The organism is Mycobacterium sp. (assembly GCF_965229265.1).
Classification (GTDB): Bacteria; Actinomycetota; Actinomycetes; order Mycobacteriales; family Mycobacteriaceae; genus Mycobacterium.
In genome coordinates this window covers 449,831-473,315 of the sequence record NZ_CBDDIY010000013.1, presented here as the reverse complement: position 1 = coordinate 473,315, position 23,485 = coordinate 449,831, and the positions used below count along the sequence as shown (strand labels likewise).

At 67.8% G+C, this 23,485-nt stretch carries 25 protein-coding genes and 1 pseudogene; 10 read left to right on the top strand and 16 right to left on the bottom strand.

Annotated elements, in window-relative coordinates; genetic code table 11:
• Nucleotides 1-3 precede the first annotated feature (3 nt).
• The 3 genes from ADBZ9K_RS24330 to fadD5 all read right to left on the bottom strand — a co-directional run bounded on the left by ADBZ9K_RS24330 (nt 4) and on the right by fadD5 (nt 3,534).
• On the bottom strand, nt 4-873 hold the full coding sequence (locus ADBZ9K_RS24330) for an MlaE family ABC transporter permease (protein ID WP_526624811.1): 870 nt from the start codon (nt 871-873) through the stop codon (nt 4-6).
• 1 nt (nt 874) lies between these two features.
• Entirely contained in the window at nt 875-1,630 is a 756-nt protein-coding gene (locus ADBZ9K_RS24325) for an MlaE family ABC transporter permease (RefSeq protein ID WP_526625615.1), read from the bottom strand.
• Between the two features lie 278 nt (nt 1,631-1,908).
• Nucleotides 1,909-3,534, bottom strand: a complete 1,626-nt coding sequence (fadD5, locus tag ADBZ9K_RS24320) for a fatty-acid--CoA ligase FadD5 (protein ID WP_526624810.1) — start codon at nt 3,532-3,534, stop codon at nt 1,909-1,911.
• Between the two features lie 156 nt (nt 3,535-3,690).
• On the opposite strand from fadD5, the gene ADBZ9K_RS24315 reads away from it, so the two are divergent.
• Nucleotides 3,691-4,383: a GntR family transcriptional regulator gene (locus tag ADBZ9K_RS24315; protein ID WP_526624809.1), complete on the top strand. Its 693-nt coding sequence runs from the start codon at nt 3,691-3,693 to the stop codon at nt 4,381-4,383.
• A 12-nt stretch (nt 4,384-4,395) separates the two neighbouring features.
• On the opposite strand, the gene ADBZ9K_RS24310 is transcribed toward ADBZ9K_RS24315, so the two are convergent.
• Both ADBZ9K_RS24310 and ADBZ9K_RS24305 read right to left on the bottom strand, forming a co-directional pair.
• Complete coding sequence (locus ADBZ9K_RS24310) at nt 4,396-4,839, bottom strand: SRPBCC family protein (RefSeq protein ID WP_526624808.1); 444 nt, start codon at nt 4,837-4,839, stop codon at nt 4,396-4,398.
• A 33-nt stretch (nt 4,840-4,872) separates the two neighbouring features.
• A complete protein-coding gene (locus tag ADBZ9K_RS24305; protein ID WP_526624807.1) occupies nt 4,873-5,499 on the bottom strand; it encodes a TetR/AcrR family transcriptional regulator in 627 nt (208 codons plus the stop codon).
• A gap of 133 nt (nt 5,500-5,632) precedes the next feature.
• Here ADBZ9K_RS24305 and ADBZ9K_RS24300 point away from each other — a divergent pair, with 133 nt between their 5' ends.
• The 3 genes from ADBZ9K_RS24300 to ADBZ9K_RS24290 are packed head-to-tail and all read left to right on the top strand — an operon-like array spanning nt 5,633 to nt 7,380.
• Nucleotides 5,633-5,743: a hypothetical protein gene (locus tag ADBZ9K_RS24300; RefSeq protein ID WP_005142555.1), complete on the top strand. Its 111-nt coding sequence runs from the start codon at nt 5,633-5,635 to the stop codon at nt 5,741-5,743.
• An 18-nt stretch (nt 5,744-5,761) separates the two neighbouring features.
• Nucleotides 5,762-6,910 carry a low temperature requirement protein A gene (locus ADBZ9K_RS24295; RefSeq protein ID WP_526624806.1) on the top strand — a complete coding sequence of 383 codons (1,149 nt, stop codon included), beginning with the start codon at nt 5,762-5,764 and terminating at the stop codon, nt 6,908-6,910.
• Entirely contained in the window at nt 6,907-7,380 is a 474-nt protein-coding gene (locus ADBZ9K_RS24290; RefSeq protein ID WP_526624805.1) for an acyl-CoA thioesterase, read from the top strand. Before ADBZ9K_RS24295 ends, ADBZ9K_RS24290 begins: the two co-directional genes overlap by 4 nt.
• Before the next feature lie 70 nt (nt 7,381-7,450).
• Here the strand turns inward: ADBZ9K_RS24290 and ADBZ9K_RS24285 are convergent, their stop codons facing one another.
• The 5 genes from ADBZ9K_RS24285 to ADBZ9K_RS24265 all read right to left on the bottom strand — a co-directional run bounded on the left by ADBZ9K_RS24285 (nt 7,451) and on the right by ADBZ9K_RS24265 (nt 12,374).
• Nucleotides 7,451-8,884: an NAD(P)(+) transhydrogenase (Re/Si-specific) subunit beta gene (locus ADBZ9K_RS24285; protein ID WP_526624804.1), complete on the bottom strand. Its 1,434-nt coding sequence runs from the start codon at nt 8,882-8,884 to the stop codon at nt 7,451-7,453.
• Nucleotides 8,881-9,204: a proton-translocating transhydrogenase family protein gene (locus tag ADBZ9K_RS24280; protein WP_526624803.1), complete on the bottom strand. Its 324-nt coding sequence runs from the start codon at nt 9,202-9,204 to the stop codon at nt 8,881-8,883. Before ADBZ9K_RS24280 ends, ADBZ9K_RS24285 begins: the two co-directional genes overlap by 4 nt.
• Nucleotides 9,205-10,362 carry a Re/Si-specific NAD(P)(+) transhydrogenase subunit alpha gene (locus tag ADBZ9K_RS24275; RefSeq protein ID WP_526624802.1) on the bottom strand — a complete coding sequence of 386 codons (1,158 nt, stop codon included), beginning with the start codon at nt 10,360-10,362 and terminating at the stop codon, nt 9,205-9,207.
• Between the two features lie 163 nt (nt 10,363-10,525).
• Nucleotides 10,526-11,737: a sensor histidine kinase gene (locus ADBZ9K_RS24270; RefSeq protein ID WP_526624801.1), complete on the bottom strand. Its 1,212-nt coding sequence runs from the start codon at nt 11,735-11,737 to the stop codon at nt 10,526-10,528.
• Complete coding sequence (locus tag ADBZ9K_RS24265) at nt 11,730-12,374, bottom strand: response regulator transcription factor (RefSeq protein ID WP_526624800.1); 645 nt, start codon at nt 12,372-12,374, stop codon at nt 11,730-11,732. Before ADBZ9K_RS24265 ends, ADBZ9K_RS24270 begins: the two co-directional genes overlap by 8 nt.
• Before the next feature lie 149 nt (nt 12,375-12,523).
• On the opposite strand from ADBZ9K_RS24265, the gene ADBZ9K_RS24260 reads away from it, so the two are divergent.
• The 4 genes from ADBZ9K_RS24260 (at nt 12,524) to ADBZ9K_RS24245 (ending at nt 15,119) form a co-directional block, all read left to right on the top strand.
• Nucleotides 12,524-12,703: a hypothetical protein gene (locus ADBZ9K_RS24260; protein ID WP_526624799.1), complete on the top strand. Its 180-nt coding sequence runs from the start codon at nt 12,524-12,526 to the stop codon at nt 12,701-12,703.
• 19 nt (nt 12,704-12,722) lie between these two features.
• Nucleotides 12,723-12,926, top strand: a complete 204-nt coding sequence (locus ADBZ9K_RS24255) for a hypothetical protein (RefSeq protein WP_526624798.1) — start codon at nt 12,723-12,725, stop codon at nt 12,924-12,926.
• 184 nt (nt 12,927-13,110) lie between these two features.
• Nucleotides 13,111-14,328 carry an acyl-CoA dehydrogenase family protein gene (locus ADBZ9K_RS24250; RefSeq protein ID WP_526625614.1) on the top strand — a complete coding sequence of 406 codons (1,218 nt, stop codon included), beginning with the start codon at nt 13,111-13,113 and terminating at the stop codon, nt 14,326-14,328.
• Nucleotides 14,325-15,119 carry a tyrosine-protein phosphatase gene (locus ADBZ9K_RS24245; protein WP_526624797.1) on the top strand — a complete coding sequence of 265 codons (795 nt, stop codon included), beginning with the start codon at nt 14,325-14,327 and terminating at the stop codon, nt 15,117-15,119. Before ADBZ9K_RS24250 ends, ADBZ9K_RS24245 begins: the two co-directional genes overlap by 4 nt.
• On the opposite strand, the gene ADBZ9K_RS24240 is transcribed toward ADBZ9K_RS24245, so the two are convergent.
• From ADBZ9K_RS24240 to ADBZ9K_RS24220, 5 genes are all read right to left on the bottom strand, one after another.
• Complete coding sequence (locus tag ADBZ9K_RS24240; RefSeq protein ID WP_526624796.1) at nt 15,108-15,593, bottom strand: DUF456 family protein; 486 nt, start codon at nt 15,591-15,593, stop codon at nt 15,108-15,110. The two genes, ADBZ9K_RS24245 and ADBZ9K_RS24240, sit on opposite strands and share 12 nt — an antisense overlap.
• A 155-nt stretch (nt 15,594-15,748) precedes the next feature.
• Nucleotides 15,749-16,612 (bottom strand): SDR family oxidoreductase, encoded by an 864-nt coding sequence (locus ADBZ9K_RS24235; RefSeq protein WP_526624795.1) that lies wholly within the window; start codon nt 16,610-16,612, stop codon nt 15,749-15,751.
• Between the two features lie 149 nt (nt 16,613-16,761).
• Nucleotides 16,762-17,697: a class I SAM-dependent methyltransferase gene (locus ADBZ9K_RS24230; RefSeq protein WP_526624794.1), complete on the bottom strand. Its 936-nt coding sequence runs from the start codon at nt 17,695-17,697 to the stop codon at nt 16,762-16,764.
• A gap of 154 nt (nt 17,698-17,851) precedes the next feature.
• Entirely contained in the window at nt 17,852-18,487 is a 636-nt protein-coding gene (locus ADBZ9K_RS24225; protein WP_526624793.1) for a TetR/AcrR family transcriptional regulator, read from the bottom strand.
• Between the two features lie 302 nt (nt 18,488-18,789).
• Nucleotides 18,790-20,175, bottom strand: coding sequence for an aldehyde dehydrogenase family protein (locus tag ADBZ9K_RS24220; RefSeq protein ID WP_526624792.1), 1,386 nt, complete (start codon nt 20,173-20,175; stop codon nt 18,790-18,792).
• Between the two features lie 135 nt (nt 20,176-20,310).
• On the opposite strand from ADBZ9K_RS24220, the gene ADBZ9K_RS24215 reads away from it, so the two are divergent.
• Together ADBZ9K_RS24215 and ADBZ9K_RS24210 are read left to right on the top strand one after the other, a co-directional pair.
• A complete protein-coding gene (locus tag ADBZ9K_RS24215; protein ID WP_526624791.1) occupies nt 20,311-20,874 on the top strand; it encodes a TetR/AcrR family transcriptional regulator in 564 nt (187 codons plus the stop codon).
• Nucleotides 20,875-20,896: 22 nt separating this feature from the next.
• Nucleotides 20,897-23,050: an FUSC family protein gene (locus tag ADBZ9K_RS24210; protein ID WP_526624790.1), complete on the top strand. Its 2,154-nt coding sequence runs from the start codon at nt 20,897-20,899 to the stop codon at nt 23,048-23,050.
• 6 nt (nt 23,051-23,056) lie between these two features.
• On the opposite strand, the pseudogene ADBZ9K_RS24205 reads toward ADBZ9K_RS24210, so the two are convergent.
• A pseudogene (locus ADBZ9K_RS24205) lies at nt 23,057-23,443 on the bottom strand (pirin-like C-terminal cupin domain-containing protein); the annotation flags it as partial.
• Between the last annotated feature and the right edge of the window lie 42 nt (nt 23,444-23,485).

The following is a 23,485-nucleotide window of genomic DNA, read 5'->3' as shown; positions in this document are numbered from 1 at the left end:
CGGCTATACCGTCAGGTTGAAGTTCGGGTTGGTGCCATACAGCGCCAACGAGGCCAGCAGAACCACAGTCGCGACGGCGACCAGCGAAGCGCGCATCGAGATGCCGACGGCCTCACCCACGCCGACCGGACCACCGCTGGCGTTGTAGCCGAAGTAGCAGTGGTTGATCATCACGAACACGGCGATGATGATGGCGACGACGAAGGACCAGAACACGTCGTCGGGCCGCAGGAACGTACGGAAGTAGTGGTCGTAGGTTCCTGTCGACTGACCGTAGAACACCGTCGTGGTCAGCTGGGCGGCCAGGAACGACAGCAGCAGCGCCATGGCGTACAGCGGGATGATCACCACCATGCCGGCCAAGATGCGGGTCGACACCAGGTAGCTGATGGATTTGATGCCCATCACCTCGAGTGCGTCGATCTCCTCGCTGATGCGCATGGCACCCAGCTCGGCCGTCGCACCGGCGCCGACCGTGGCCGCCAGCGAATGCCCGGACACCAGGGGCGCGACCACGCGGACGTTGACCAGTGCGGCGACGAAGCCGGTGAAGGCCTCCACACCGATGTTGCCCAGCGACGCGTAGCCCTGGATGGCGATGAGCGAGCCACCCGAGAGGGTCACGAATCCGACGATCGCGATGGTGCCGCCGATCACGGCCATCGCTCCGGTGCCCATCCCGATCTCGGCGATGAGCCGCAGGGTGGCGCGGCGGTAATAACGCAGGGCGTGCGGCATCTGGCCGACGGCGGTGACGGTGAACCAGGCCACGTCGCCGACCCGGTCGATGAACCGCCCCGGCGAGGACGCCCACTTGGTCGCGGTGGAGTACGCCCGGGGGTAGCGGCTGCGCAGGACTGTCGCGGTACTCATGTCAGTGCCCCGTTCCGAACCGAACACCGATGGTGGTCAGCACAACGTTGACGGCGAACAGGGCGACGACGGAGAGCACCAGCGTCTCGTTCACCGCCGTTCCGAGGCCCTTGGCGCCGCCGGACACCGTCAGGCCGCGATAGCAGCCGACCAGTCCGGCGATGAGCCCGAAGGTGAGCGCTTTGACGATCGAGATGATGACCTCGGGCAGCCCGGTGATCAGCGTGAGGGTGGAGACGTAGGCACCGGCGGAGATGTTCTGCATGTACACACCGAAGATGAAGCCGCCGACCAGACCGACCGCGATGACCGCGCCGTTGAGCAGGACGGCGACGAACGTCGAGGCGACCACCCGGGGCAGGACGAGCCGGTGGATCGGGTCGATGCCGAGCACCTCGAGGGCGTCGATCTCTTCGCGAATGGTGCGCGCGCCCAGGTCGGCGCAGATGGCAGTCGACCCGGCGCCGGCAACGACGAGTACGGTCACGATCGGACCGAGCTGGGTCACCGCCGCCAGCGCGGCGCCCGCACCGGACACGTCGGCGGCGCCGAACTCGACCAGCAGGATGTTGATCGTGAAGATGATGAGGATGGTGTTGGGGACCGCAACGGCGATGGTCGGCAGGAACGTCACCCGGAACTGGAACCAGCTCTGCAGGATGAACTCGCGCCACTCGAAGGGCCACTTGGTGGCGGCCTTCGCGGTGAGCACACACATCCGGAAGAAGCCACCGACCGCGGTCAGCGGCGCCCGCATCTTGTCCTGGACGTAGCCGGAGAACCCGGCCGTCGTCGCGGTCACCGGGGCACCAACGTAACGAGACCACGTTGGTCGTCGCGGCTCAACGTCAGTCCGTCTGGCACGTACCCTCCTCGCCCCGTCCCGCAGTCCGTGAGTGACGTCTCCCTACTGTTGAGTAGTAAGGCGGACCACAGGAATGTACCCGATGGCTGACGGGCAGTGCACCGCATCTGCACGATTAACCCTCCATCGTCATTTCCACGAATTTTTCGCATCGGTAAGTGGTTCGGCGCTCATCCGGGATCGGCTGTAGCCGAACCGTTTTCGCTTGTCAAGTCCGCTTCGGCGGGGGTAGCGAACCGAATCCGCAATTCGGTCTTCAGGACTTTGCCAGCAGGGTTGCGCGGCAACGTGTCGACGATTTCGAGGCCCTTGGGATGCTTGTAGCGGGCCAGTCGCTCGTCGAGGAACTCCACGAGGTCGGCGAGCCGCAGCTGCGCCGCGGAGACCGCCGCGACGGCCACCGGCACCTCACCCCACTTCGGATGGGGCCGCCCGATGACCGCCACCTCGACGATCGCCGGGTGCGCCGCGAGCGCGTTCTCCACCTCGGCGCAGTAGATGTTCTCGCCGCCGGAGATGATCATGTCCTTCTTGCGATCGACGACCCAGACGTAGCCGTCGGCGTCCATCCGGACCAGATCGCCCGAGTGGAACCACCCACCCGCGAACGCCTCGGCCGTCGCTTGCGGGTTGTTCCAGTAGCCGGCCATCAGAGTCGGTGCCCGATAGACGATCTCGCCCACCTCGCCCACCGGCACGTCGTTCATGTCCTCATCGACCACCCGGGCCGACACCGTCGGGATCACCTTGCCGACCGAGCCGCGCTTGGTGATCGCGTCCTCGCCGAGCAGCATGCAGGTCACCGGCGACATCTCGGTCTGGCCGAACGCGGCGAGGATCTTGCTGTCGGGGAAGGTCTGCGACATCTCGCGCAGCAGCGTGTCCGAGGCCGGCGCGGCCCCCCACGACAACGAGCGCAGCCGGATGTCCCGGGGCTTGGCTTTCTGGGCAGCGCACACGGCCTGCCACTGCGCGGGCACCAGGAAGATTCCGGTGACCCGCTCGGCTTCCAGGACGTCCAGCAGTTGACCGGGGTCGAACCCGCCCAGCGGGTGGATCACGGTCGGCGTGCCCAGCAGCAGGCCGCCGAGCACGTTGCCGATGCCGGCGATATGGAACAGCGGCACCCCGATGAAGCCGACATCGTTGTTGATGTCGGGCGCGGTGGTGTACATCGCGGTCATCGCCTGGCCGGCCAGGTTGGCGTGGGTCAGCACCGCGCCCTTGGGTCGCCCGGTCGTGCCGGAGGTGTACATGATCAGCGCGGGGCTGTCGTTGGGGATGTCCACCGGCTCGTGCGCATCGCCGCCTTCGGCGATCAGGTCCTCGTAGCCGAGCACCCCGTCCTCGGTCGCGGCGCCGGCAACGATCACGGTGGACAGCGCCGGGGCGATGTCCCGGACCGCCGTGGCGACGTCGGCGAGCACCGGTTCGGTGACCAGCACCGCGGCTTGGCAGTCCTGGACCAGGAAGGCCAGCTCCGGTGGGGTCAGGCGGAAGTTGACCGGGATGGCGATGGCCCCCAGCTGGCTGGCGGCCAGGGTGGCCTCAACGAACTCGGGGCGGTTGAGCATGAGGATCATGACGCGGTCACCGAATCGGACGCCGCGACGACTCAGTGCGTCGGCCAGTCCGGTGACGCGGCGATCCAGCTCGGCCCACGTCGTGCTCTGGCCCAGGAATCGCAGTGCGGTGGCGTTCGGCTGCATCAGCGCGTGCCGCGCGAGCTGGTTGGTCCAGTTCTGGCGGCGCGACAGATACGGCTGCTCTGCGGTCACGGTCAACTGCCCGGTCACTCGCCTCTTCCGTCCTCTTCAAACCGTTCCGTCTGGCGTGAACGTTGCGTGAACCCGAAACCGGAGAACGCAGCAATGGTTATATTTGATCAAATCCGTTGTTGCCTGCGTCACACTATTGCCTCGCCGCTGCCCACACAAGTCCTCGGAGGTCACGTGAACGCACCGGCTTCCACACGGGATGACAACCGCCGGGGGCGAGGCCGTTCGCAGCTATCCGACGAGGTCGCCGCCCACCTGCGGGAAGCCATCATGACCGGTTCGCTCCGGCCGGGCACCTTCATCCGGCTCGACGAAACCGCCGCGCAGCTCGGGGTCAGCATCACCCCGGTGCGCGAGGCGCTGCTGACCCTGCGGGGCGAAGGGATGGTCACCCTCGAACCGCGGCGCGGCTACGTCGTGGTGCCGCTGAGCCGCCAGGACGTCGCCGACATCTACTGGCTGCAGGCCACCATCGCCACCGAGCTCGTCCGCAGCGCCGCCGAGCGGCTGACCGACGAGCAGATCGACGAACTCGACGCCGCCAACGACGGCTTGGCGGCCGCGGTCGCCGCCGGCGACCCGGCGGCTATCGGTGCCGCGGAGTTCGCCTTCCACCGGTTGCTCAACCGGGCTGCCGGCCGGATCAAGCTGGCCTGGTTTCTGCTTCATGCCGCCCGCTACATGCCGCCGCACATCTACATCACCGACCCGTCCTGGGGTCTGACGGCGGTGGAGACCCACCGTCGGCTGATCGCCGCGTTGCGGCGCCGCGATACGGATGCGCTGGCCGAGATCACGGCCGGTGAATTCAGCGACGGCGTGCGCCGGCTGCTCGAACAGCTGGAGCGCAGCGGGATGTGGCGCTGACGACTCAGGACATCAGGAGTTCGCCGATAGGTGCTCGGCGCGCGTCTTGAGATTGTTGGCCAGATGGTCCAGCACGTCGTTGATGAGCTTCTTGACCATCATGGCCGGCACCGGCAGCGAGACCTCGACCTCCAGATCCACCGTCAGCAGGCTGGCCGGACCCATTCCCACCACCGAGAACAACTGATCCTGTTTGGTGAACACATCACCCTGCTGCAGCACCGTCTGGATCTGGCCGGGGCCGGGGTAGTACACCGCCTGGATGAAGGTGCCCTCCTGGCCCTGGATCACGGTGTCGACGCGCAGCTGGCTGGGGCGGCCGTCGTCGTAGCGCGCGAGCACATAGACGGCCTTGACCTCGTCGTTCCATTCCGGATACGCCTCGAAATCGGCGACGATACCCAGGATCGACGTGGCATCGGCGTTGACCTCGACGGTCTTGCTGACGAGCGGCATCGGCCGATCATAGCGAGCGGGTGGGGGCCGCCCTCAGGCCCGACCCAGCGGTGACTCCACCCGGATCTTCTCGTCGCGGATCAGGCCGCGCAGCAGCGCGGTGCTGAACTCGGCGGCGATCTCCTTGGCACTGCGCCGGCCGTCGGGCCGCAGCCACCGGTAGGCGCCCAGCGTCATACCGATGTAGCCCAGCGCCACCACGTGGGAATCGCACTCGTAGAACTCGCCGCTGGCGATTCCCCGTTCGATCAGCCCGGTCACGTGCTCGTAGACCTGGGTTTCCTTCTCCCGGACCTCGGCGACCTGTTCGTCGCTGAACCATTCGGTGATGTAGGGCTGCTCCTGGAAGTACACCGCCGCGCCCTCGGGGTTGTCCGCGATGTTGGTCAGCAGCCGCACCGTGTACTGGTAGAGCGCCTCACGCGCGGTCCAGGACGGATCGTCGTGGACGGCTTGCAGGGTGTTGTCGGCCGCCCGGCGATAGATGTCGAACAGGATCAGCGACTTGCTGGCGTAGTAGTGGTACACCGTCGCCTTGTTCAGACCGACCACGTCGGCGACGTCATCCATCCTGGTGCCGTGATAACCGCGGGCAGCGAACAGCTTCGTGGCGACAACCAGCAGCTCTTCGCGCCGGGTCATCCCGTTCTCGGGTGGCATGATGTCCTCGCTGTCCCACTTCGGTGATCGGTAGCTCTCTATCAACTGGTTGGATAGTTTAGTGACCGGTGTCGCGGCGCGGTCCTGCGGACTAGACTGCCCACTGTTGCGGCGGCCCTGGGAGGTGTGGCGGATGGATCCGAATCCGGATTACGACGCGAGCGATGAGGTCGAATACTTCTTCAGCTGGCTGCCCTGGGCGCTGCGTGGCGTCTACCCGCCGCCCGCCTACCCGCCGGTCTAACCGGACGCCTTCGACACTTTGCCGGCCGGCCTGCGGGCGATGCTCGCCCGCGACCCCGATGAACCGCACCGTGCGGCCAGCTCACTGGAGCTGCTTTTCGACCTCGTCTTCGTCGTTGCCGTATCCCAGGCTTCTGGTTCGTTGCATCACCTCTGGGAAGAACAGCATTTCGGCGAAGGCCTGGGCGCCTATGCCATGGTCTTCTTCGCCATCCTCGGCGCCTGGATCAACTTCACCTGGTTCGCCAGCGCCTATGACACCGACGACTGGCTCTATCGACTGACCACGTTCGTCCAGATGGCCGGGGCGCTCGTCATTGCCGCGGGCGCGCAGCGCGCGATGTTGGAGCACGACTTCGCGGCCATCATCGTCGGCTACGTGATCATGCGGGTGGCGATGGCCGCGCAGTGGACCAGGGCGGCGATCAGTGATCGTGAATACCGCGGCACCTGCGTGCGCTACGCCGTCGGCATCGTCATCGTGCAATGCCTCTGGGTGCTGTGGTGGTCCCTGGACGGTTCGCTGTGGTGGTTCCCGGTGCTGGCGGTGCTCGACCTGTCGGTATCACCGATCGCCGAGCACCACCGGGTCACCGCGTTCCATCACCGTCACATCGCCGAACGATACGGCTTGTTCACGCTGATCGTGCTCGGTGAATCTGTTCTGGCGGTGGCTAATTCGATCATCGGCGGCCTCACCGACGCCCATGCCCGCACCAGCCTGATCGTCGTCGCCGCATGTTCCCTGACGACCGTGGCGTCGATGTGGTGGATCTATTTCGACCGTCCACAGCACGGCCAGACCCTGACGTTCGGCAGATCCTTCTACTGGGGCTACCTGCACTACTTCATCTTCGCCTCGGCTGCCGCATTCTCGGCCGGGGTGGAGGTCGCGGTCGCCGAGCGCCTCGGGGAGAGCCACCTGCCGCACATCGCGGCCGGACTGACGCTGACCATTCCGCTTGCGGTGTTCCTGCTCGCGACCTGGCTGGTGCTCGACGCCGAGCGCAACGACGTCATCCAGGCGATCGGCACCGTGGCGCTGGCGGCGGCGATGGTGGGTGCCGGGTTGCTGCCCAACGCGCCGCTCGGTGCGGCCGTGATCATGGTCGCCGCCGCCGCGCTGGTCAGCTGGCGGCACGCGGCCGCTAGGCTTGCGCACTTGTGACCGAATGGACAACCACGGCAGCCCGCCCGTCCCAGATGCGGCTTCGGCTGGACTCCTACCCCGTCGTCGACGTCGCACAAGCCCGCTACGGCGATATGGACGCCAACGGACACCTCAACAACCTCGCGCTGGAGTCGTTGCACGAGAATGCGCGGGCGACGATGAACCGCCGCCTCTTTCCCGACATCTACGACGTCGCGACCCGGCGGCTGCGGCTGGTCACGTCGCAAAACGCCGTGCATTTCCTGGCCGAGGCGCACTGGCCAGCCCTGCTGCGGACCGGCGCCGGGGTGGGGCGGATCGGCCGCACATCGTTCATCGCGTCGACGGGTCTGTTCAACGAGGACACCTGCATCGGTGTGTGTGACACCGTGCTGGTCCTGCTCGGCGACGACGGCCCGGTGCCGATCCCCGAGAACGCGCTAGCCGCCCTGGAAACCCTCACCCTCGGTTCGCCGAGATCGACGTAATGGCGTGCCGCACTCGTGTTTTGGCGCCCGTTTGTCGGTTTGGGCGCCAAGGAACTAGAGGGCCAAGGAACTAGAGGGCTTTGAGCTCCTCGATGACCTCGCTCACCGACTTCTTGGCGTCGCCGAACAGCATCGAGGTCTGCTCGAGGAAGAACAGCGGGTTCTCGATGCCGGCATAGCCCGACGACATCGACCGCTTGAGCACGATCACCGAGCGGGACTGGTCGACGTTGAGGATCGGCATGCCGTGAATGGGCGAGCTGGGATCGTTGCGGGCCGCCGGGTTGGTGACGTCGTTGGCGCCGATCACCAACGTCACGTCGGTGCGGGCGAATTCGCCGTTGATGTCGTCCATTTCCTTCATGGCGTCGTACTCGACGTCGGCCTCGGCCAGCAGCACGTTCATGTGCCCGGGCATCCGGCCGGCGACCGGGTGGATGGCGTACTTGACCTCCACCCCCTTGCTCTCCAGGATCTCGGCCATCTCCTTGACGGTGTGCTGCGCCTGCGCGACGGCAAGACCGTAGCCCGGCACCACGATCACCTGGTTGGCGTAGGCCATCTGGATGGCCGCGTCGGCGGCCGAGGTGGCCTTGACCGGGCCCTGATCGCCGCCGGCCGGCCCGGCGCCGGCGTCCCCGCCGCCGAACGAGCCGAACACGATCGCCGGAATGGACCGGTTCATCGCCACCGCCATCAGGTTGGTCAGGATCGACCCCGAGGCGCCCACGATCATGCCCGCGACGATCATCGCGGTGTTGTTGAGCGCCAAACCCGCTGCGGCAGCGGACAACCCGGTCAGCGCGTTGAGCAGCGAGATGACCACCGGCATATCGGCGCCCCCGATGGGGAACACCACGAACAGCCCCATCACGCCGGCCAGCACCAGCACCAGCACGATCGTCCAGGCGGGGCTGCCGGTGCCGGCATTGAGCCCGATGTAGACGGCGGTAGCCACCGCGCCCAGCAGCAGCACGATGTTGGTCGCTTGAAAGAACTTCGCCGAGGCCACCAGCTTCTTCTCGACGTCCTTCGGGATGGACTCCTGCAGCTTGAGGAAGGCCACCAGCGAGCCCCAGAACGAGACCGAGCCGATGATCGCGGCGAACAGCGATCCCACGACCAGCGCCACCGTCGGTGACTGGTCCGGCTTGAAGGCCGAAAAGCCGTCGGTCTCAATGAATTCCGCCCACGCGATGAGCGCAACCGTGCCACCGCCGACACCGTTGAACAGCGCCACCAGCTGTGGCATCGCCGTCATCTTGGTCTTCTTGGCCGGCGGGACACCGAGGACTACGCCGATCAGCAGGCCGGCGACGATCAGGATCCAGTTGATCGTCGCGGTGTCGCGGACCTTGATCAGCGTCGCCACCACGGCGATCGCCATGCCGGTGGCCGCAATCCAGTTGCCGCGCACCGCGGTCTTGGGTCCGGTCAGGCCGGACAGACCGAGGATGAACAGGGCGAACGCGACGATGTAGAGAACGTTGACCAGGTAGTTCATTTGCCGACCCCGGCCTTCGCGTCAGTCTTCTTCTTGCCCTTGAACATGCCCAGCATGCGGTCGGTCACCAGGAAGCCGCCGATGACGTTGAGCGTGCCGAAGATCAGCGCGACGAAGGCGATGATCCGCACGCCCCAGTGTGCGTCGGCGGGCAGGTTGCCCAGTACCAGCAGCGCACCGAGCACGACGATGCCGTGAATGGCGTTGGTGCCCGACATCAGCGGGGTGTGCAGGGTGTTGGGCACCTTGGAGATGACGGCGAAGCCGACGAACCCGGCCAGCACCAGGATCGCCAGGTTCCCCAGCAGTTGCTCGTACATTTACGCCTCTTCGCTCGATGGCTTCGCCGCTGGCGCGGCTTCGCGAGTCACGCAGGAGGCCGCGACGACCTCGTCGGAGAAGTCCGGCGCCAGCGCGCCGTCGGTGATCAGCAGTTCCAGCAGCGAGGTCAGGTTCTTCGAGTACAGCTCGCTGGCATGCTCGGGCATGGTGGCCGGCAGGTTCAGCGGCGAGGCGATCGTCACGCCGTGCTTGACCACCGTGCGGCCCGGCTCGGTCAGCTCACAGTTGCCGCCGGTCTCACCGGCCAGATCGACCACCACGCTGCCGGGTTTCATGCCCTGCACCGCGGCGGCGGTCACCAGCCGCGGCGCCGGGCGTCCCGGAACCAGCGCCGTCGTGATGACCACATCGAAGCCACCGATCGCGGTCTCCAGCGCCTTCTGCTGCTGGGCGCGCTCCTCCTCGGTGAGCTCGCGGGCATAGCCTCCGCTGCCGGAGGCAGCGACGGCACTGCTACCGAGATCCAGCCATTGCGCGCCCACCGAGCGCACCTGGTCGGCCACCTCGGGTCGCACGTCGTAGCCGGTGGTACGCGCCCCCAGCCGCTTGGCGGTGGCCAGCGCCTGCAGGCCGGCCACCCCGACACCGAGCACCAGCAGGCTGGCCGGCTTCACCGTGCCCGCAGCGGTGGTCAGCATCGGGAAGAACCGGGTGGACTCGCTGGCGGCCAGCACGACGGCCTTGTAGCCGGCCACGTTGGCCTGCGAGGACAGCGCATCCATCACCTGCGCGCGGGAGATCCGGGGAATCGCCTCCACCGCGAAGGCCTGCACACCCTGCGCCTTGAGGGCGCCGATCTGATTGTCGGCATTGCGCGGAGCCAGAAAGCCGATCAGGGTCTGCCCCGACCGCAGCCGGGCCACCTCCTCGGCGGTGGGCGGCGCGACCTTCACCACGACATCGGCCGCCCAGGCGTCACCGATCCTCGCGCCGGCCGCGGTGTAGAGGTCGTCGGGCAACAGCGCGCGTTCGCCCGCGCCGGACTCCACCACCACCGCCACACCGCTGTTGACCAGTGCAGTGACCGCCTTGGGCACCAGCGCCACCCGGCGCTCGTCGGCGCCCGATTCGGCGACCACACCCACGGTCGGAGCCGCCACGGCGGCGACATCTGACCCCGTCTTCGTATCCGTCATGCCCGTGTGTCTGCTTCCTAGCGTGGATTTCGTCGGGGAAGATCCCTGTGCACGTGACACCCTAACCACATTCGGCGGCATCTCCCCAAGCCAGAACCGCCCGCATCGATACAGTTCCCCCATTCGGGGGAGGCGCCCTGCCAGGCGACGATTCTTGGATTGGTTAGTCCCGCTCGGCTGACGGAGCGCCGTCGGGAACGATCACCACCACCGTGGTGCCCCCGCCCGGGGTCTCGACCAGCTGGACCGAACCGTCCATCGCCTCGACCCCGACCACCAGCGACGACAGTCCGATGTGGCCCTCGGCCACCTTCCGGTCGAGGACGGCCGGGTCGAACCCGACCCCGTTGTCGATCACCCGAAGCACCAGCGCACCGGCCACCTGCTCCAGCTCGACCCGCAGCCGGGTGGCACGAGAGTGCTTGTGCGCGTTGGCCAGAAGCTCGCGAGCCGCGCGATAGAGCAGCGCCTGAGACGCAGGCTTGCCGACGTCTTCGACGACGCAGTCGATGGTGACGTCCCAGCGCTTCTCGTACTGACGGACCACCTCGTGCAACGCCGGCCCCAGGCCGACCTGGGCCAACACCTGCGGATGCAGGGTGCTGACCGCACTGCGCAGCAGATTGATGGCGTCCTGCAGCGCGGCGTCGACGCGATCGAAACCCGTCGCGGTCGGCCGGTCGCGGAGGTCCTCGAGGTCCAAACGGGCGGCCAGCAGGTTCTGCAGGGGTCCGTCGTGCAACTGCTCGGACAACTGCCGGTTGTTGCGTTCGTCGGCTTGCATCGATTCCGAGACCAGCCGGCGGCGCACCTCCAGTAGGGCGCGGACCCTGGAGCGCCGGCGGGCCAGCACCAAACACAGCGCGGTGGTGGCCACCGCCAGCCACGCCAGGCAGCCCACCTGCACGTAGACGATGTTGGGCAGCCCCATGGTGTCGTCACGTTTGGAGTAGATGATCCAGGCACCCAGGTAGCCGACCGCCGTGCCGGTACCGAGCAGCGCGGTGATCTCGGGCCGGTCGAGGAAGGCGACGGTGATCGGGATGAGGAAGAAGATGGGCAGCAGCCACGTGGTGGCACCCCCGGAGGCGACGCACATCGCCAGGACGGCCACCACGTCGATGGACGTCGAGGCCCAGCCGAACCATCGTTGCACCGGCCGTCGCGTCACGACCACCAGCCACACCACGGCGGCCACGGTGTAGAGGATCAGCACCGACCAGTAGACGACGGGCAGCCAGTGGTCGACGCCCTCGATCCAGACCAGCAAGGCGATCAGCAGGATCAGCGGCAGGCGCAGGACGGCCGCAACCCGGACGGGTTCGGTTCCCATGAAGTCGGCCGCCCGGCGCAGCGGGGCCGGCAAACTACTCAAGCAGACCCCGCCGCATGGCCTCGGCGACGGCCGCGGCCCGGTCGCCGACCCCCAGCTTCTCGTAGAGGCGTTGCACGTGGGTCTTGACCGTCGAGGGGGCCAGGAACAGCGCCTCGGCGATCGACGGGATGCTGCGACCGTGCGCGATCAGGCTGAGCACCTCGCGTTCCCGCGCGCTCAGCTGCGGCCCGGTCGGCTCCGCGCGACGCCGGATCTCGACCGCCAGGCCCGACGCCAGCCGGGGCGCTAGGACGTCGCGCCCCTTGGCGCAATCCAGGACCGCGTTGACGATCTCCGACCTGGTCGAGTCCTTTGGCAGGTAGCCGGCCGCGCCCTGCTGCAGGGCGTGGTAGACGATCTCCGCGTCGTCATGGGCCGAGACCAGCAGCACCCGGGTCGACAACTCGTCGCGGCGCACGGCAGCGGCCACCTCGGCGCCGTCCAGGCCCGGCATCCGGTAGTCCAGCAGCGCAACGTCCGGGCTGTGCTCCTTGATCAGGGCCAGCGCCGCGAGGCCGTCCTCGGCCTCGGCGACGACCTCCACATCGCCACTGCCGGACAGGGCCCGCACCAGGCCGTCGCGAAACAGCGGGTGGTCGTCACCAACGATGACGCGCACCTTCCGGTTATCGGGCATGGCAGGAGCTTTCCACAGGGTTCCCCCGATCGGGGGACAAACACTTCATCACCCCAAGGGTCCCATCGGCGGACATACATGTCGCGGCGGGCGAGCAATAGTCAGCACATGGCCGAAAACACCGGCCACCGGAGCCAAGGGAGACGGACATGGAATACACACTGACTCGTCGCTTCACCACCGCTCTGGCGGGACCCACCCTCGCGGTCGGCGTCTTCGCCGGCACCCTCGTCATCGATACCCCCGCCGCCGCCGACACCATGGGCATCAGCCAGGCAGCCCCGGGCGCTCCCAGCTCCGCCTCCACCCTGGTCACCCTCGACCTCTGATCCGAACAGGTATCGCCACATGAATCGCAACACCGCAATCCGACTCGCGTCCTTCGTCGCCGCCCCCGTCGCGGCATGCGGAATCTTCACCGGGGCCTTCATCTTCGGCTCCAACCAGTCCCAGAACCTCGCCGACTACGGCGCGAGCAACACCGCGCAGATCGACATGGCGCACGCCCAGAGCGAGGGTGTGCAGCACCAGCACAACGGCGGACTCGAGTAACCGGCCGCCCGCCACCGACCAACCACCGATGAACACCGTCACCCGCCACCCGATCGCGGGAGTCAGGAGGCCGTCTGACTAAAACCCTTCTTTCTCCACATGCCGACGAGGCCCTCCCCTGGTCATAGGGAGGGCCTCGTTGGCGTCCTGACGGGTGTCATATCGTGACGGCATGGATTTCGCCATGTCCGCCAAGGCGGCTGACTACCACAAACGCCTCACCGAGTTCATGGTCGAGCACGTCTTCCCGGCCGAGAAGTCCTACGACGAATATCGCGCCGCGGCCGGACCCCAGGATTTCACCGTGCCGCCGGTGGTCGAGGACCTCAAGGTGCTCGCCCGCAAGCAGGGTCTGTGGAACCTCTTCCTTCCGCCCGAGTCGGGGCTGACCAACCTCGAGTACGCGCCGCTGGCCGAGTTGACCGGCTGGAGCACCGAGATCGCGCCGGAGGCACTCAACTGCGCCGCCCCGGACACCGGCAACATGGAGACCCTGCACCTGTTCGCCACCGAGGAACAGCGCCGGCAGTGGCTGGAACCGCTGCTGGCCGGCGAGATCCGCAGCGCGTTCTCGATGACCGAACCCGCGGTGGCCTCCAGCGACGCCCGCAACATCGAGACCTCGATCGTCCGCGACGGTGACGACTACATCATCAACGGCCGCAAGTGGTGGACCTCCGGCGCCAACGATCCGCGCTGCAAGATCCTGATCGTCATGGGCCGCACCAATCCCGACGCGGCTTCGCACCAGCAGCAGTCGATGATCCTGGTGCCGGTGGACACCCCCGGGGTCACCCTGGTGCGCTCCACCTCGGTGTTCGGCTGGCAGGACCAGCACGGCCACGCCGAGGTCATCTACGACAACGTCCGGGTACCCGCCTCGAACCTGCTGGCCGAGGAGGGCATGGGCTTCGCTATCGCCCAGGCCCGGCTCGGCCCGGGCCGCATCCACCACTGCATGCGCGCGATCGGCGTGGCCGAGCGGGCGCTGGCGTTGATGGTCGAACGCGCCCGCACCCGCATCGCATTCGGCAAGCCACTGGCCGAGCAGGGCATGGTTCAGAACGCAGTTGCGTTGTCCCGCAATGAGATCGACCAGGCCCGGCTGCTGTGCGAGAAGGCCGCCTGGACCATCGACCAGCACGGCAACAAAGAGGCCCGCAATCAGGTCGCCCAGATCAAGGCGGTGGCCCCGCAGATGGCCTGCAACGTCATCGACCGGGCCATCCAGGTGCACGGCGGGGCCGGCGTCAGCGACGACTTCCCGCTGGCCCGGATGTATGGCTGGCAGCGCGCCATGCGGATCTTCGACGGCCCCGACGAGGTCCACCTGCGCAGCATCGCCCGCGCCGAAATCGGCCGGGAGCAAAGCCCTCTCGCGGCGGCGGTGACGGGCGCGTGACCGACCGACGGCTCTCTGGTGCGTGGAACTTTCGCGACGTCGCCGAGGAGACGGGCATCCGGCCGGGCCTGTTCTTCCGGTCCAGTGAGCTCAGCAAGCTCGACGAGTCGGGCCGCGAGGTGTTCCTCCGGCTCGGTATCACCGACGTCGCCGACCTGCGTTCGCCGCAGGAGGTCGAGCGCCGTGGACCCGGTGCGGTGCCCGACGGCGTCGCCATCCATCTGCTGCCGTTCCCGGATCTGTCCAACACGACCGCCGAGGCGCCGCACGAGACCAGCTGGCAGAAGATGATGACCGAGAAGCCCGACGACGAGGACGTCGAAGTCGCGGCGGAACGGTTCATGACCGAGGAGTACGAGAAGTTCCCCACCCTGGGTGGCGCGCATCATGCTGTGCGGCAAATGTTTTCGTTGCTCGGCTCAGGAAGCCCGGTGATCACCCACTGCTTTGCCGGCAAGGATCGCACCGGCTTCACGGTCGCGGTGGTGCTCGACGCGGTCGGGGTGCCACGCGATGCGATCCTGAGTGACTTCCTGCGCAGCAACGACGCCGTTCCCCACCTGCGGGAGCACATCCTGGAGACCATCCGCAGCCGCACCGGCGAAACCCCGGAGGTCATCACCTTCGCCGAAGCGCGGCTGACCGACGGTGTGCTCGGTGTGCGCGAGGAGTACCTGGCGACCGCGTACCGCACGATCGCGGAGAACTACGGCGATCTGCAGGGGTTCCTGCGAGTCGCGGGGGTCACCCCCGACGATGTCGGGCGGGTCCGGGCTCAGCTACTGGGTTAATACCAGGCCGACGATCCACACCGCGGTGGCGATCAGCCCGCCGGCGAGCTCGACCCCGACCGACAGCGCCGCCGCCTTGACCGCATGCACCGTGGCCGCCCACGCGCGGCGCTGGTTGCGGCGGGCGGCCAGTTCGGCCAGGTACACCCCGAGTACGAACCCGAACACCAGGCCGACCACCGGCACCACGAAGAAGCCGACGACGGCAAGGACAGCACCCGCGGCCAGGGTCCACCGGCCGACGTCTGCCGCACGCATCCGTCGGGCCGGCCAGAGGTACTTGACCAGCAGGCTGGTGCCGAGCACCGCGGTGACCACGCCGAGTACCGCCCACGACACCACGCTGCGTTCGACCACCGACCACACCGCGATTGCCGCGTAGACCAGCAGGGTGCCGGGAAGCAGCGGCACGATGATGCCGACCAGCCCCACGGCGATGGCCAGCGCCACCAGGATGACGCCGCCGGTGCTCATCTCATCGACGCTACCGGGACGCAGACGCACTCAGCGCGGCGCAGCGAGTGTGCGTCCACGGCTTCCACTGTGCGGTGAGGGCGGAATTCCTGGTGGAATTCCGCCCTCCGCGCACAGTCGACGCCCTCAGTGCACAGTCGCGAGTGCCGCGACGGTCAGCCGAGGGTGAAGTTCGCCGGCTTGGCCGCCGACAGGTCGTCGATCGTCGGCCAGTGCGCGGCCACGTCGTCGACGGTGGGCACCTGCTCGAAGGTGACACCCTCGTTCTGGAACAGCGCGGCGCGCTGCACCTTGCCGCCGCCGACGATGAACACCGACGCCGAGTCCGGCACCTCCTCGGTGCACAGGTACGACACGACGGGAGCGACGTACTCGGGGGTGAGCTTCTTGAACACCTCGGGCGGCAGAATGTCCTCGGTCATCCGGGTGGCGGCGATCGGGGCCACCGCATTGGCCTTGATGTTGTACTTGGCGCCTTCCTGGGCCAGCGTGTTGATCAGGCCGACGAGGCCGAGCTTGGCGGCGCTGTAGTTGGCCTGGCCGAAGTTGCCGAACAGGCCGCTGGTGGAGGTGGCGACGACGATGCGCCCATAGCTCTGCTCGCGGAAGTGCGGCCACGCGGCGCGGATGACGTTGTACCCGCCATAGAGGTGCACCTTGAGCACCGAGTCCCAGTTCTCGAACGGCATCTTGTGGAAGGTGCCGTCGCGCAGGATGCCCGCGTTGCTGACGATGCCGTCGATCTTGCCGAACTCGTCGATGGCGGTCTTGACGATGTTCGCGCCACCCTCGGGCTCGGCGACCGAGTCGTAGTTGGCGACCGCGCGGCCGCCGGCGTCCTTGATCTCCTGGACGACCTGGTCGGCCATCGAATGGCCGGCTCCGGTGCCGTCGCGCGCACCGCCGAGGTCGTTGACCACGACACTGGCACCCTCGCGCGCCAGGGTCAGGGCGTATTCACGACCCAGACCACCGCCGGCACCGGTGACGACGATGACACGATCCGCAACTCCGGGCATGAGCTTCCTTTCTGCAGTGACTTGGTGTGTCTTGTATACGCGGGCCGCGGAACGGCCTTATCCGCGGGTCACGGCAGTTGGGTGTGGCCACCTGACTCGGACAGTGGCCGAGTCAGGTGGCCCCGCTCACGGGCGGGCAACGGCTCGGCCTAGACGCGCTCGCCGACGACGAACGTGGCGAACGCGTCGGGATCGTTGCCCATCGGCACGTCGATCCACCGGCCGAGCCGGCGCATCTCCTCGGTCGAGGGCTGTCCCGAGGCGCGCCATCCGTGCGCGTTGAGCCAGTCGGTGACGTTGGCGCGATCGGGGTCGTTGTAGGTCAGGTTCTGGATGTCAACGGCCCGCTCGATGCCGAGCTGGTCGGCGAACTTCTCGAAGCGCTCGCGCATCTGTTCGCGACGTTCCTCGTTGTGGTGCCCGATCGCCTCGGCGGAGACCCGGCTGCCCGGGGCGCTCAGTGCGGTGATGGTGTCGAAGAGCCGATCCTGGGCGTCGGCGGGCAGGTACATCAGCAGCCCCTCGGCCAGCCACGCCGTCGGCTGGGCCGGGTCGAAACCCTGCGCGGCGAGCGCGGCCGGCCAGTCGTGACGCAGGTCGACGGGCACTTCGTGGAGTTCGGCGCGGGGCGCTGCGCCGTGGGCGCCCAGCGTCACCGACTTGTACTCGAGGACCTTGGGCTGGTCGATCTCGTAGATGTGGGTGCCGGCCGGCCAGTCCAACCGGTAGGCGCGGGAGTCCAGGCCCGAAGCCAGGATGACGATCTGGCGAATGCCGGCGGCGACGGCGTCGGCGAAGAACGCGTCGAAGAAGTGGGTGCGCACCGCCTGGTAGTTGCGCATGTGGGCGAAGACCGCGGCGGCTTCGGGGTCGGCTGCGGCCAGCCGGTCTGCCATCGAATCATCGAGGATGGTTTCCCACACGCCGGTGCCGGCTCCCTCGACGAGGATGCGGGCGTAGGGATCGCTGATCAGCGGATCGGGGCTGTCGGTTTCGCCGGCGCGCGCGGCGGCCACCATCACGGCGGTCGAGCCAACGCTGGTGGCGATGTCCCAGGTGTCGTCGTCGGTGCGCAGAGAACTCATGGCAGCGGGGTATCCGTTCGGGTCGCGTAGGGCTTCGCGTGGGGCCGACGGGCAATCTCAGCCCGTGCGGACGTCATCCCAGTTCAGCCAGGGTTGTAAGCCATGCTACCGACCAACGAGGCAAGCCCATCCGGCTGTGGCGTACGTCACCGACTCAGCGGCTGGAGTCCCACACCTTGCCGTTGAGCAGCGCGACGAACTCGTCGGTGATCGCCGCCATCCGCTGGCGGTCCCCCACGAAACCCGCATAGAAGCCGAGCCCCCACATCATCGCCATGAGCATCTCGGCTGCTGCCTCGATGTCGATGTCCGGCCGCACTTCACCGGCTTCTACGGCGTCCTTGAGGGCCGACTTCACGTAGCCGCGGGTGAACTCCCGCGAATCACGGTCGGTACCCGCCAGCTCCGGGTGCCGCTCCGATTCGAGCACCGCGGTTACCAGGAACGCCGCGACCGCGCGATCCTGGCCCTGGGCCTGCACCGCGGACTGGATGAAGGCGCGGATCCGGCCCGCCAGCGTGCTCTCACGCTGCGAGCTCTGGACGGCAGCCTCGATGACCAAAGCGTTGGTCTGGTCGACGACCTCCTGATACAGCAACCGCTTACTGGCGAAGTAATGGTTGATGGCAGGTCTGGTCAGGTCGGCGCGGATGGCGATTGCCTGGAAGGTGGCAGCGTCGTAGCCCAGCTCGCTGAACACCTCGCGGGCGGCGCGAAGAATGCGCTCGCGTGTCTCCGCCGCCTTAGCTGCAGGGGGGCGCCCCGGACCCCGACTCGCTGTGTGCGGCACACTCGAATTGTGCCACAACCCTGGGCACAATTTGACGGCAGACGTCATTTGCACGCAACTTTCATATTAGAGTTCCGCTCATATTCGCAAGCGCATTCGTATGTCATTGCAGCTCAGCGCATTTCGCGAAGGTATCCGAGCACCCCGGCGTACGAAATTTGCATTCGGATGAAAAGCAGACTTGACGTCCGTCAGAATGCATTCCGAACAGGAATTCGCTCAACATCGAGTTCGGTGCAAGTAATCCCCGTCAACGGGATGTCAGCATCCGAGCTTCAGTTTGCTGGCGTCAATCACCGGCGCTACAGCACCTTGCGCATGAGCTTGATCGCGCGGTCGGTGTAGGGCGGGTACATCAGGCTCAGGTCCATCTTGGTCGGCTTGGCCAAGACCGCGCGGCGGTGGCTGAGCGCCTCGAAACCCCAGCGGCCGTGGTAGGCCCCCATGCCGCTGGCGCCGACCCCGCCGAAGGGCAGTTGCGGCACCAGGCAGTGCACCGCCACATGGTTGATCACCGCGCCGCCCGACGGCATCCGGTCGATCAGCTCACGGGCCACCCGCTGCGAGGCGGTGAAGATGTAGAGGGCCAGCGGCTTGGGCCGGGCGGTGACGAAGGCGACCGCCGCATCCACGGAGTCGACGGGGATGATCGGCAGGATCGGGCCGAAGATCTCCTCGGACATGACCGGGTCATCGGCAGCCGGATCCACGATCACCGTCGGTTCGATCCGCAGCGCCGAGCGGTCCGAGCCGCCTCCGGCGACCACCTTTCCGCTGGTCGAGCCGATCAGGGACACCAGCCGGTCGAACTGGCGCTCGTTGACGATGCGCACCGATGGATCCGGCTCGGCGGACCGGAACTCCGCCAGCGTCGCGACGATCTTGTCGGTGAGCTGGGCCGCAATCGCACGATCGGCGAGCACGTAGTCGGGGGCGATGCAGGTCTGCCCCGAGTTCAGCAGCTTGATCCAGGCGATCCGGCGGGCCGCCACGTCGAGGTCGGCGTCGGCGAGCACCACGACCGGACTCTTGCCACCCAGCTCGAGGGTGACCGGGGTCAGCGTCGGGGCGGCAGCGGCCATGATCTTACGCCCGATTTCGGTGCCGCCGGTGAACAGCACGTGGTCGAAGCCCTGGGCCAGCAGGTCCTGCGTTGTCGAGGCCTCACCCTCGACCACTCGGATGGCCTGCGAATCCAGGTACTCCGGAACCAGCCGGGCCAGCAGCGCCGAGGTGGCCGGTGCCAGCTCCGAGGGCTTGACCACCACGCCGTTCCCGGCAGCGATCGCGGCCACCACCGGCGCCATGCACAGGTAGAACGGGTAGTTCCAGGGACCGATCACCAGGATCACCCCCAGCGGGTCGAACTGGACCCAGGCCCGGCCGGGCAGCTGCGCCAGCGGCAGTCCCTGACGCTGCGGCTTCACCCACTTCTTCAGATGTTTGCGCGCGAACGCCGCCTCGGCCTTGGTCGATCCGATGTCCCCGAGCCAGGCCTCGAACGCCGATCGGCCCAGGTCGCGGGCCAGCGCCTCGGCGATTTCGGGCTCCCGCTCGTCACACATCCGCTCGACGGCACGCAGCTGCTCGTTCCGCCACGCCAATGACCGGGTGCGGCCACTGGTGAACGCCCGGCGGACATCGGTCAGCACCTCGGCGGTGTGATCTCGGGTGATCTGGACGGTCATGCCAACTCCTCGGATCGATCGCTCGAGTCCAGCTTGCCCCATCGGCGGCGGGCGGCGACAGGGTGCCGACCCAACTTGGTCACGATCAGGCACGTCGTCGTCATCTGTCGGGGGCGGTCGAACTATGGTCATGGCATGGCCACCGTCGCCAACAAGGACGCGTACTTCGAGACCGGCCTTGGGGTACTTGCCGATCTCGGTTACGGCGGCCTCAAGCTGGCCGAGGTGTGCAACCGACTCGGTGTCACGACCGGCTCGTTCTACCACTACTTCGCCAGCTGGCCGGCCTACACCCGCGACCTGGTGGCGTACTGGGTGCAGGACCGCACCGTCCGGGTCATCGACGCGATCCGCGCCGAATCCGATCCGCGCCGGCGCATCGAGGCGATCATCGAGGTCGGGCTCGCCCTACCGCACGGGGCCGAGGCCGCCATCCGGTCCTGGAGTTCGGTCGACCCGCATGTGCTGTCCGTGCAGACCGAGGTCGACCGGCAGCGCTTCACCATCCTCTACGAGTCGGCCAACGAGATCGTCCACGATCAACGCCAGGCCGAGGTGTACGCATCCTGGGCGGTCTATGTGTTCATCGGCTACGAACAGGCCACCCTGCCGCGCGAGCCGGGGATGTTCGGCTGGATCGCGCAGTACATGCTCGACGCGCTGGATTCGGGCAGCTTCATCAGCGTGCCGCCGCGGTGAGCCGCCGCTCGACGCTCCGGCCATGCTGACCCCGGCTGACCTATGGCGCCGGGCGGCCGAACGAATCCGCACGCGCGACCCCGAGAACGACGGTGCACGACGGGCGTTGCGCGCCGCCATCGTCATTCCCATCGCCGCGGCAACCAGCTTCGCCGTCGGGGGCGGCTCGCAGACCCCGATGTTCACCATCTTCGGCTCGGTCGCGCTGCTGATCGTGGTCGACTTCCCCGGCAACGTCAACGCCCGCGCGCTGGCCTACGGCGGCCTCGGGTTCAACGGGGCGGTCCTGATCACCATCGGCACGCTGGTCGCGCCCATCCCGTGGCTGGCGGTCACGCTGATGTTCATCATCGGGGTGGCCGTCGCGCTCTCGGGCGTCCTCAGCGAGGTCATCGCCGCGGGCATGCGTGCCACCTTGCTGACCTTCGTGCTGCCGGTGTGTACGCCGCCCGGCCCACTCGGTGAGCGACTCGTCGGTTGGCTTATCGCACTGGTGATCTGCGTGCCCGCAGCGTTGTTCGTGTTCCCGCCGCGCCACCACGGCGAGTTGCGCCGCCATGCCGCCGCGGTGTGCGCGGTGCTGGCCGACCGGATCGAGGGCAGTGCATCGGCCGCCGACGTCACCACGGCGATGGATGCGCTGCGCGCAAACTTCCTCGGCGCGAAGTACCGTCCAGTCGCCCTGACCGCGGGCAGTCGTGCCCTGGTCCGGGTGGTCGACGACCTGCAGTGGCTGTGCGACCGGGTCACCGGCGACACCGGCGACCTGATCGGGCCGATGGCAGAGCCGGTGGTCCGCGTGTTGCGCAACTCCGCACGCATTCTGCGCATCACCCGGCCGGCCGATCGGGCCGAGGAGCGGGCCTTGCTGGCCGCTTCGCTGGCCGAGCTGCGCACCGTCGCGGTGGGCAGCTACCGGCAGGACATCGTCGACATCCTCGCCGAGCCCGACGACCAGACCGCTGTCGAGCTGGGCCGCACCCTGTTGACCCGACGCACCATCGGCGCCGCGGCCGCGGTTACCGGGCGGCTCATCGCCGCCGCCGCGGCCGCCGATGCCCGGCCGGTGTGGGCCCGTGTCCTGGGGCGCCAGCTTCCCGAGACCGGATCCGCAGACCGGGTGTACCCCGAGACCACCGCCGTCGCGAATATCCCGGCTGGCTATCTGAAGACATGGTCGGTCACGGCGCGCAACAGCGTGCGAACCGGCGCCGGCCTGGCCCTGGCCGTACTCGTCACGGTCGTGTTCCCGGTCCAGCACGGGTTCTGGGTGGTCCTCGGCGCGATGTCGGTCTTACGCAGCAGCGCACTGACGACGGGCACCAACGTCGTCCGGGCGGTCGCCGGCACGTCGATCGGCTTCGTCATCGGGGCGATCGTCATCGAGGTGCTCGGCGTCGACCCGGTGGTGATGTGGATCCTGCTCCCGGTGGTGGCGTTCGGGTCGGCCTACGTGCCCGAGATCGCGTCCTTCACCGCCAGCCAGGCCGCGTTCACCATGATGGTGCTGATCGTGTTCAACCTGATCGTCCCCACCGGCTGGCGAGTCGGCCTGTTGCGGATCGAGGACATCGTGGTCGGCGCGTCCGTCGGGATCGTCGTCTCACTGCTGTTGTGGCCGGGCGGGGCCAGGACAGTGGTCCAGCGGGTGATCGGTGCGGCATCCAGTGTCGGCTCGCAGTATCTGCGGGCGGCGGTGCTGCGGGTCACCCGGGGCGCGTTCGAGCAGGCCGACAATCAGGTGAATGCACTGAGTCACGACGCACTGACAGCCTCACGAACCTTGGATGATGCTGTGCGCCAATATCTTTCGGAAAGCGGCGGCCCCACCGACTCCCGCGCGCCGGTGGTCAGGGCCGCCAACCGCGCCATCCGGCTGCGGGCGGCGGCGGACCTGATTGCCGACATCGCGCCGCCGCCGCTGGGGGTGTACCCACGGGCCCGCGCGGTGCTCGAGGAGCACGCTGCGGCGATCTGCGCCCGGCTCGACGGCACTGATGCCGCCCCCTCGGCCACCCCGATCAGCGACGATCTGGTGCCCGCGCTGCGGGCCGAGGCGGGTACGGGCGACCTGGCGGTGTCGGCGGCGCTGCCGCTGGTGACCGCGGCGGCCCACATCGGCGAACTCGAGCTGACCTATCCGCCCGCGGTGGCCGCCGAGCCCATGCGCCGATGAGACGGCCTACCCGCGCCCGGTGCGGTGCGGCATCAGCGCACCCGGCGGGATGGCGCCGAACCGGCCGGCGTTGAAGTCCTCGAGCGCCTCGATGACCTCCGACTTGGAGTTCATCACGAACGGCCCGTAGTGGAACACCGGCTCACGAATCGGCTTGCCGCCCAACAGCAGAACCTCCATAGCGGGTCGGTTGGCGTCCTGGCTGGAGCCGGCGGCCACCGTGATGCGGTCGCCGGGGCCGAGCACCGCGAGCTGCCCCTGCTGTATCGGGTGGCCGACAGGACCGACGGTGCCGCGACCGGAGAGCACATAGACCAGCGCGTTGTAGTCGCGCGGCCACGCCAGGTTGAGCCGGGCTCCGGGCTCAATGGTGGCGTGCGCCAGGACGTCTGGGCCACCGGTTTCGGTGATTTCGATGGCGTGCATGGCGGTCTC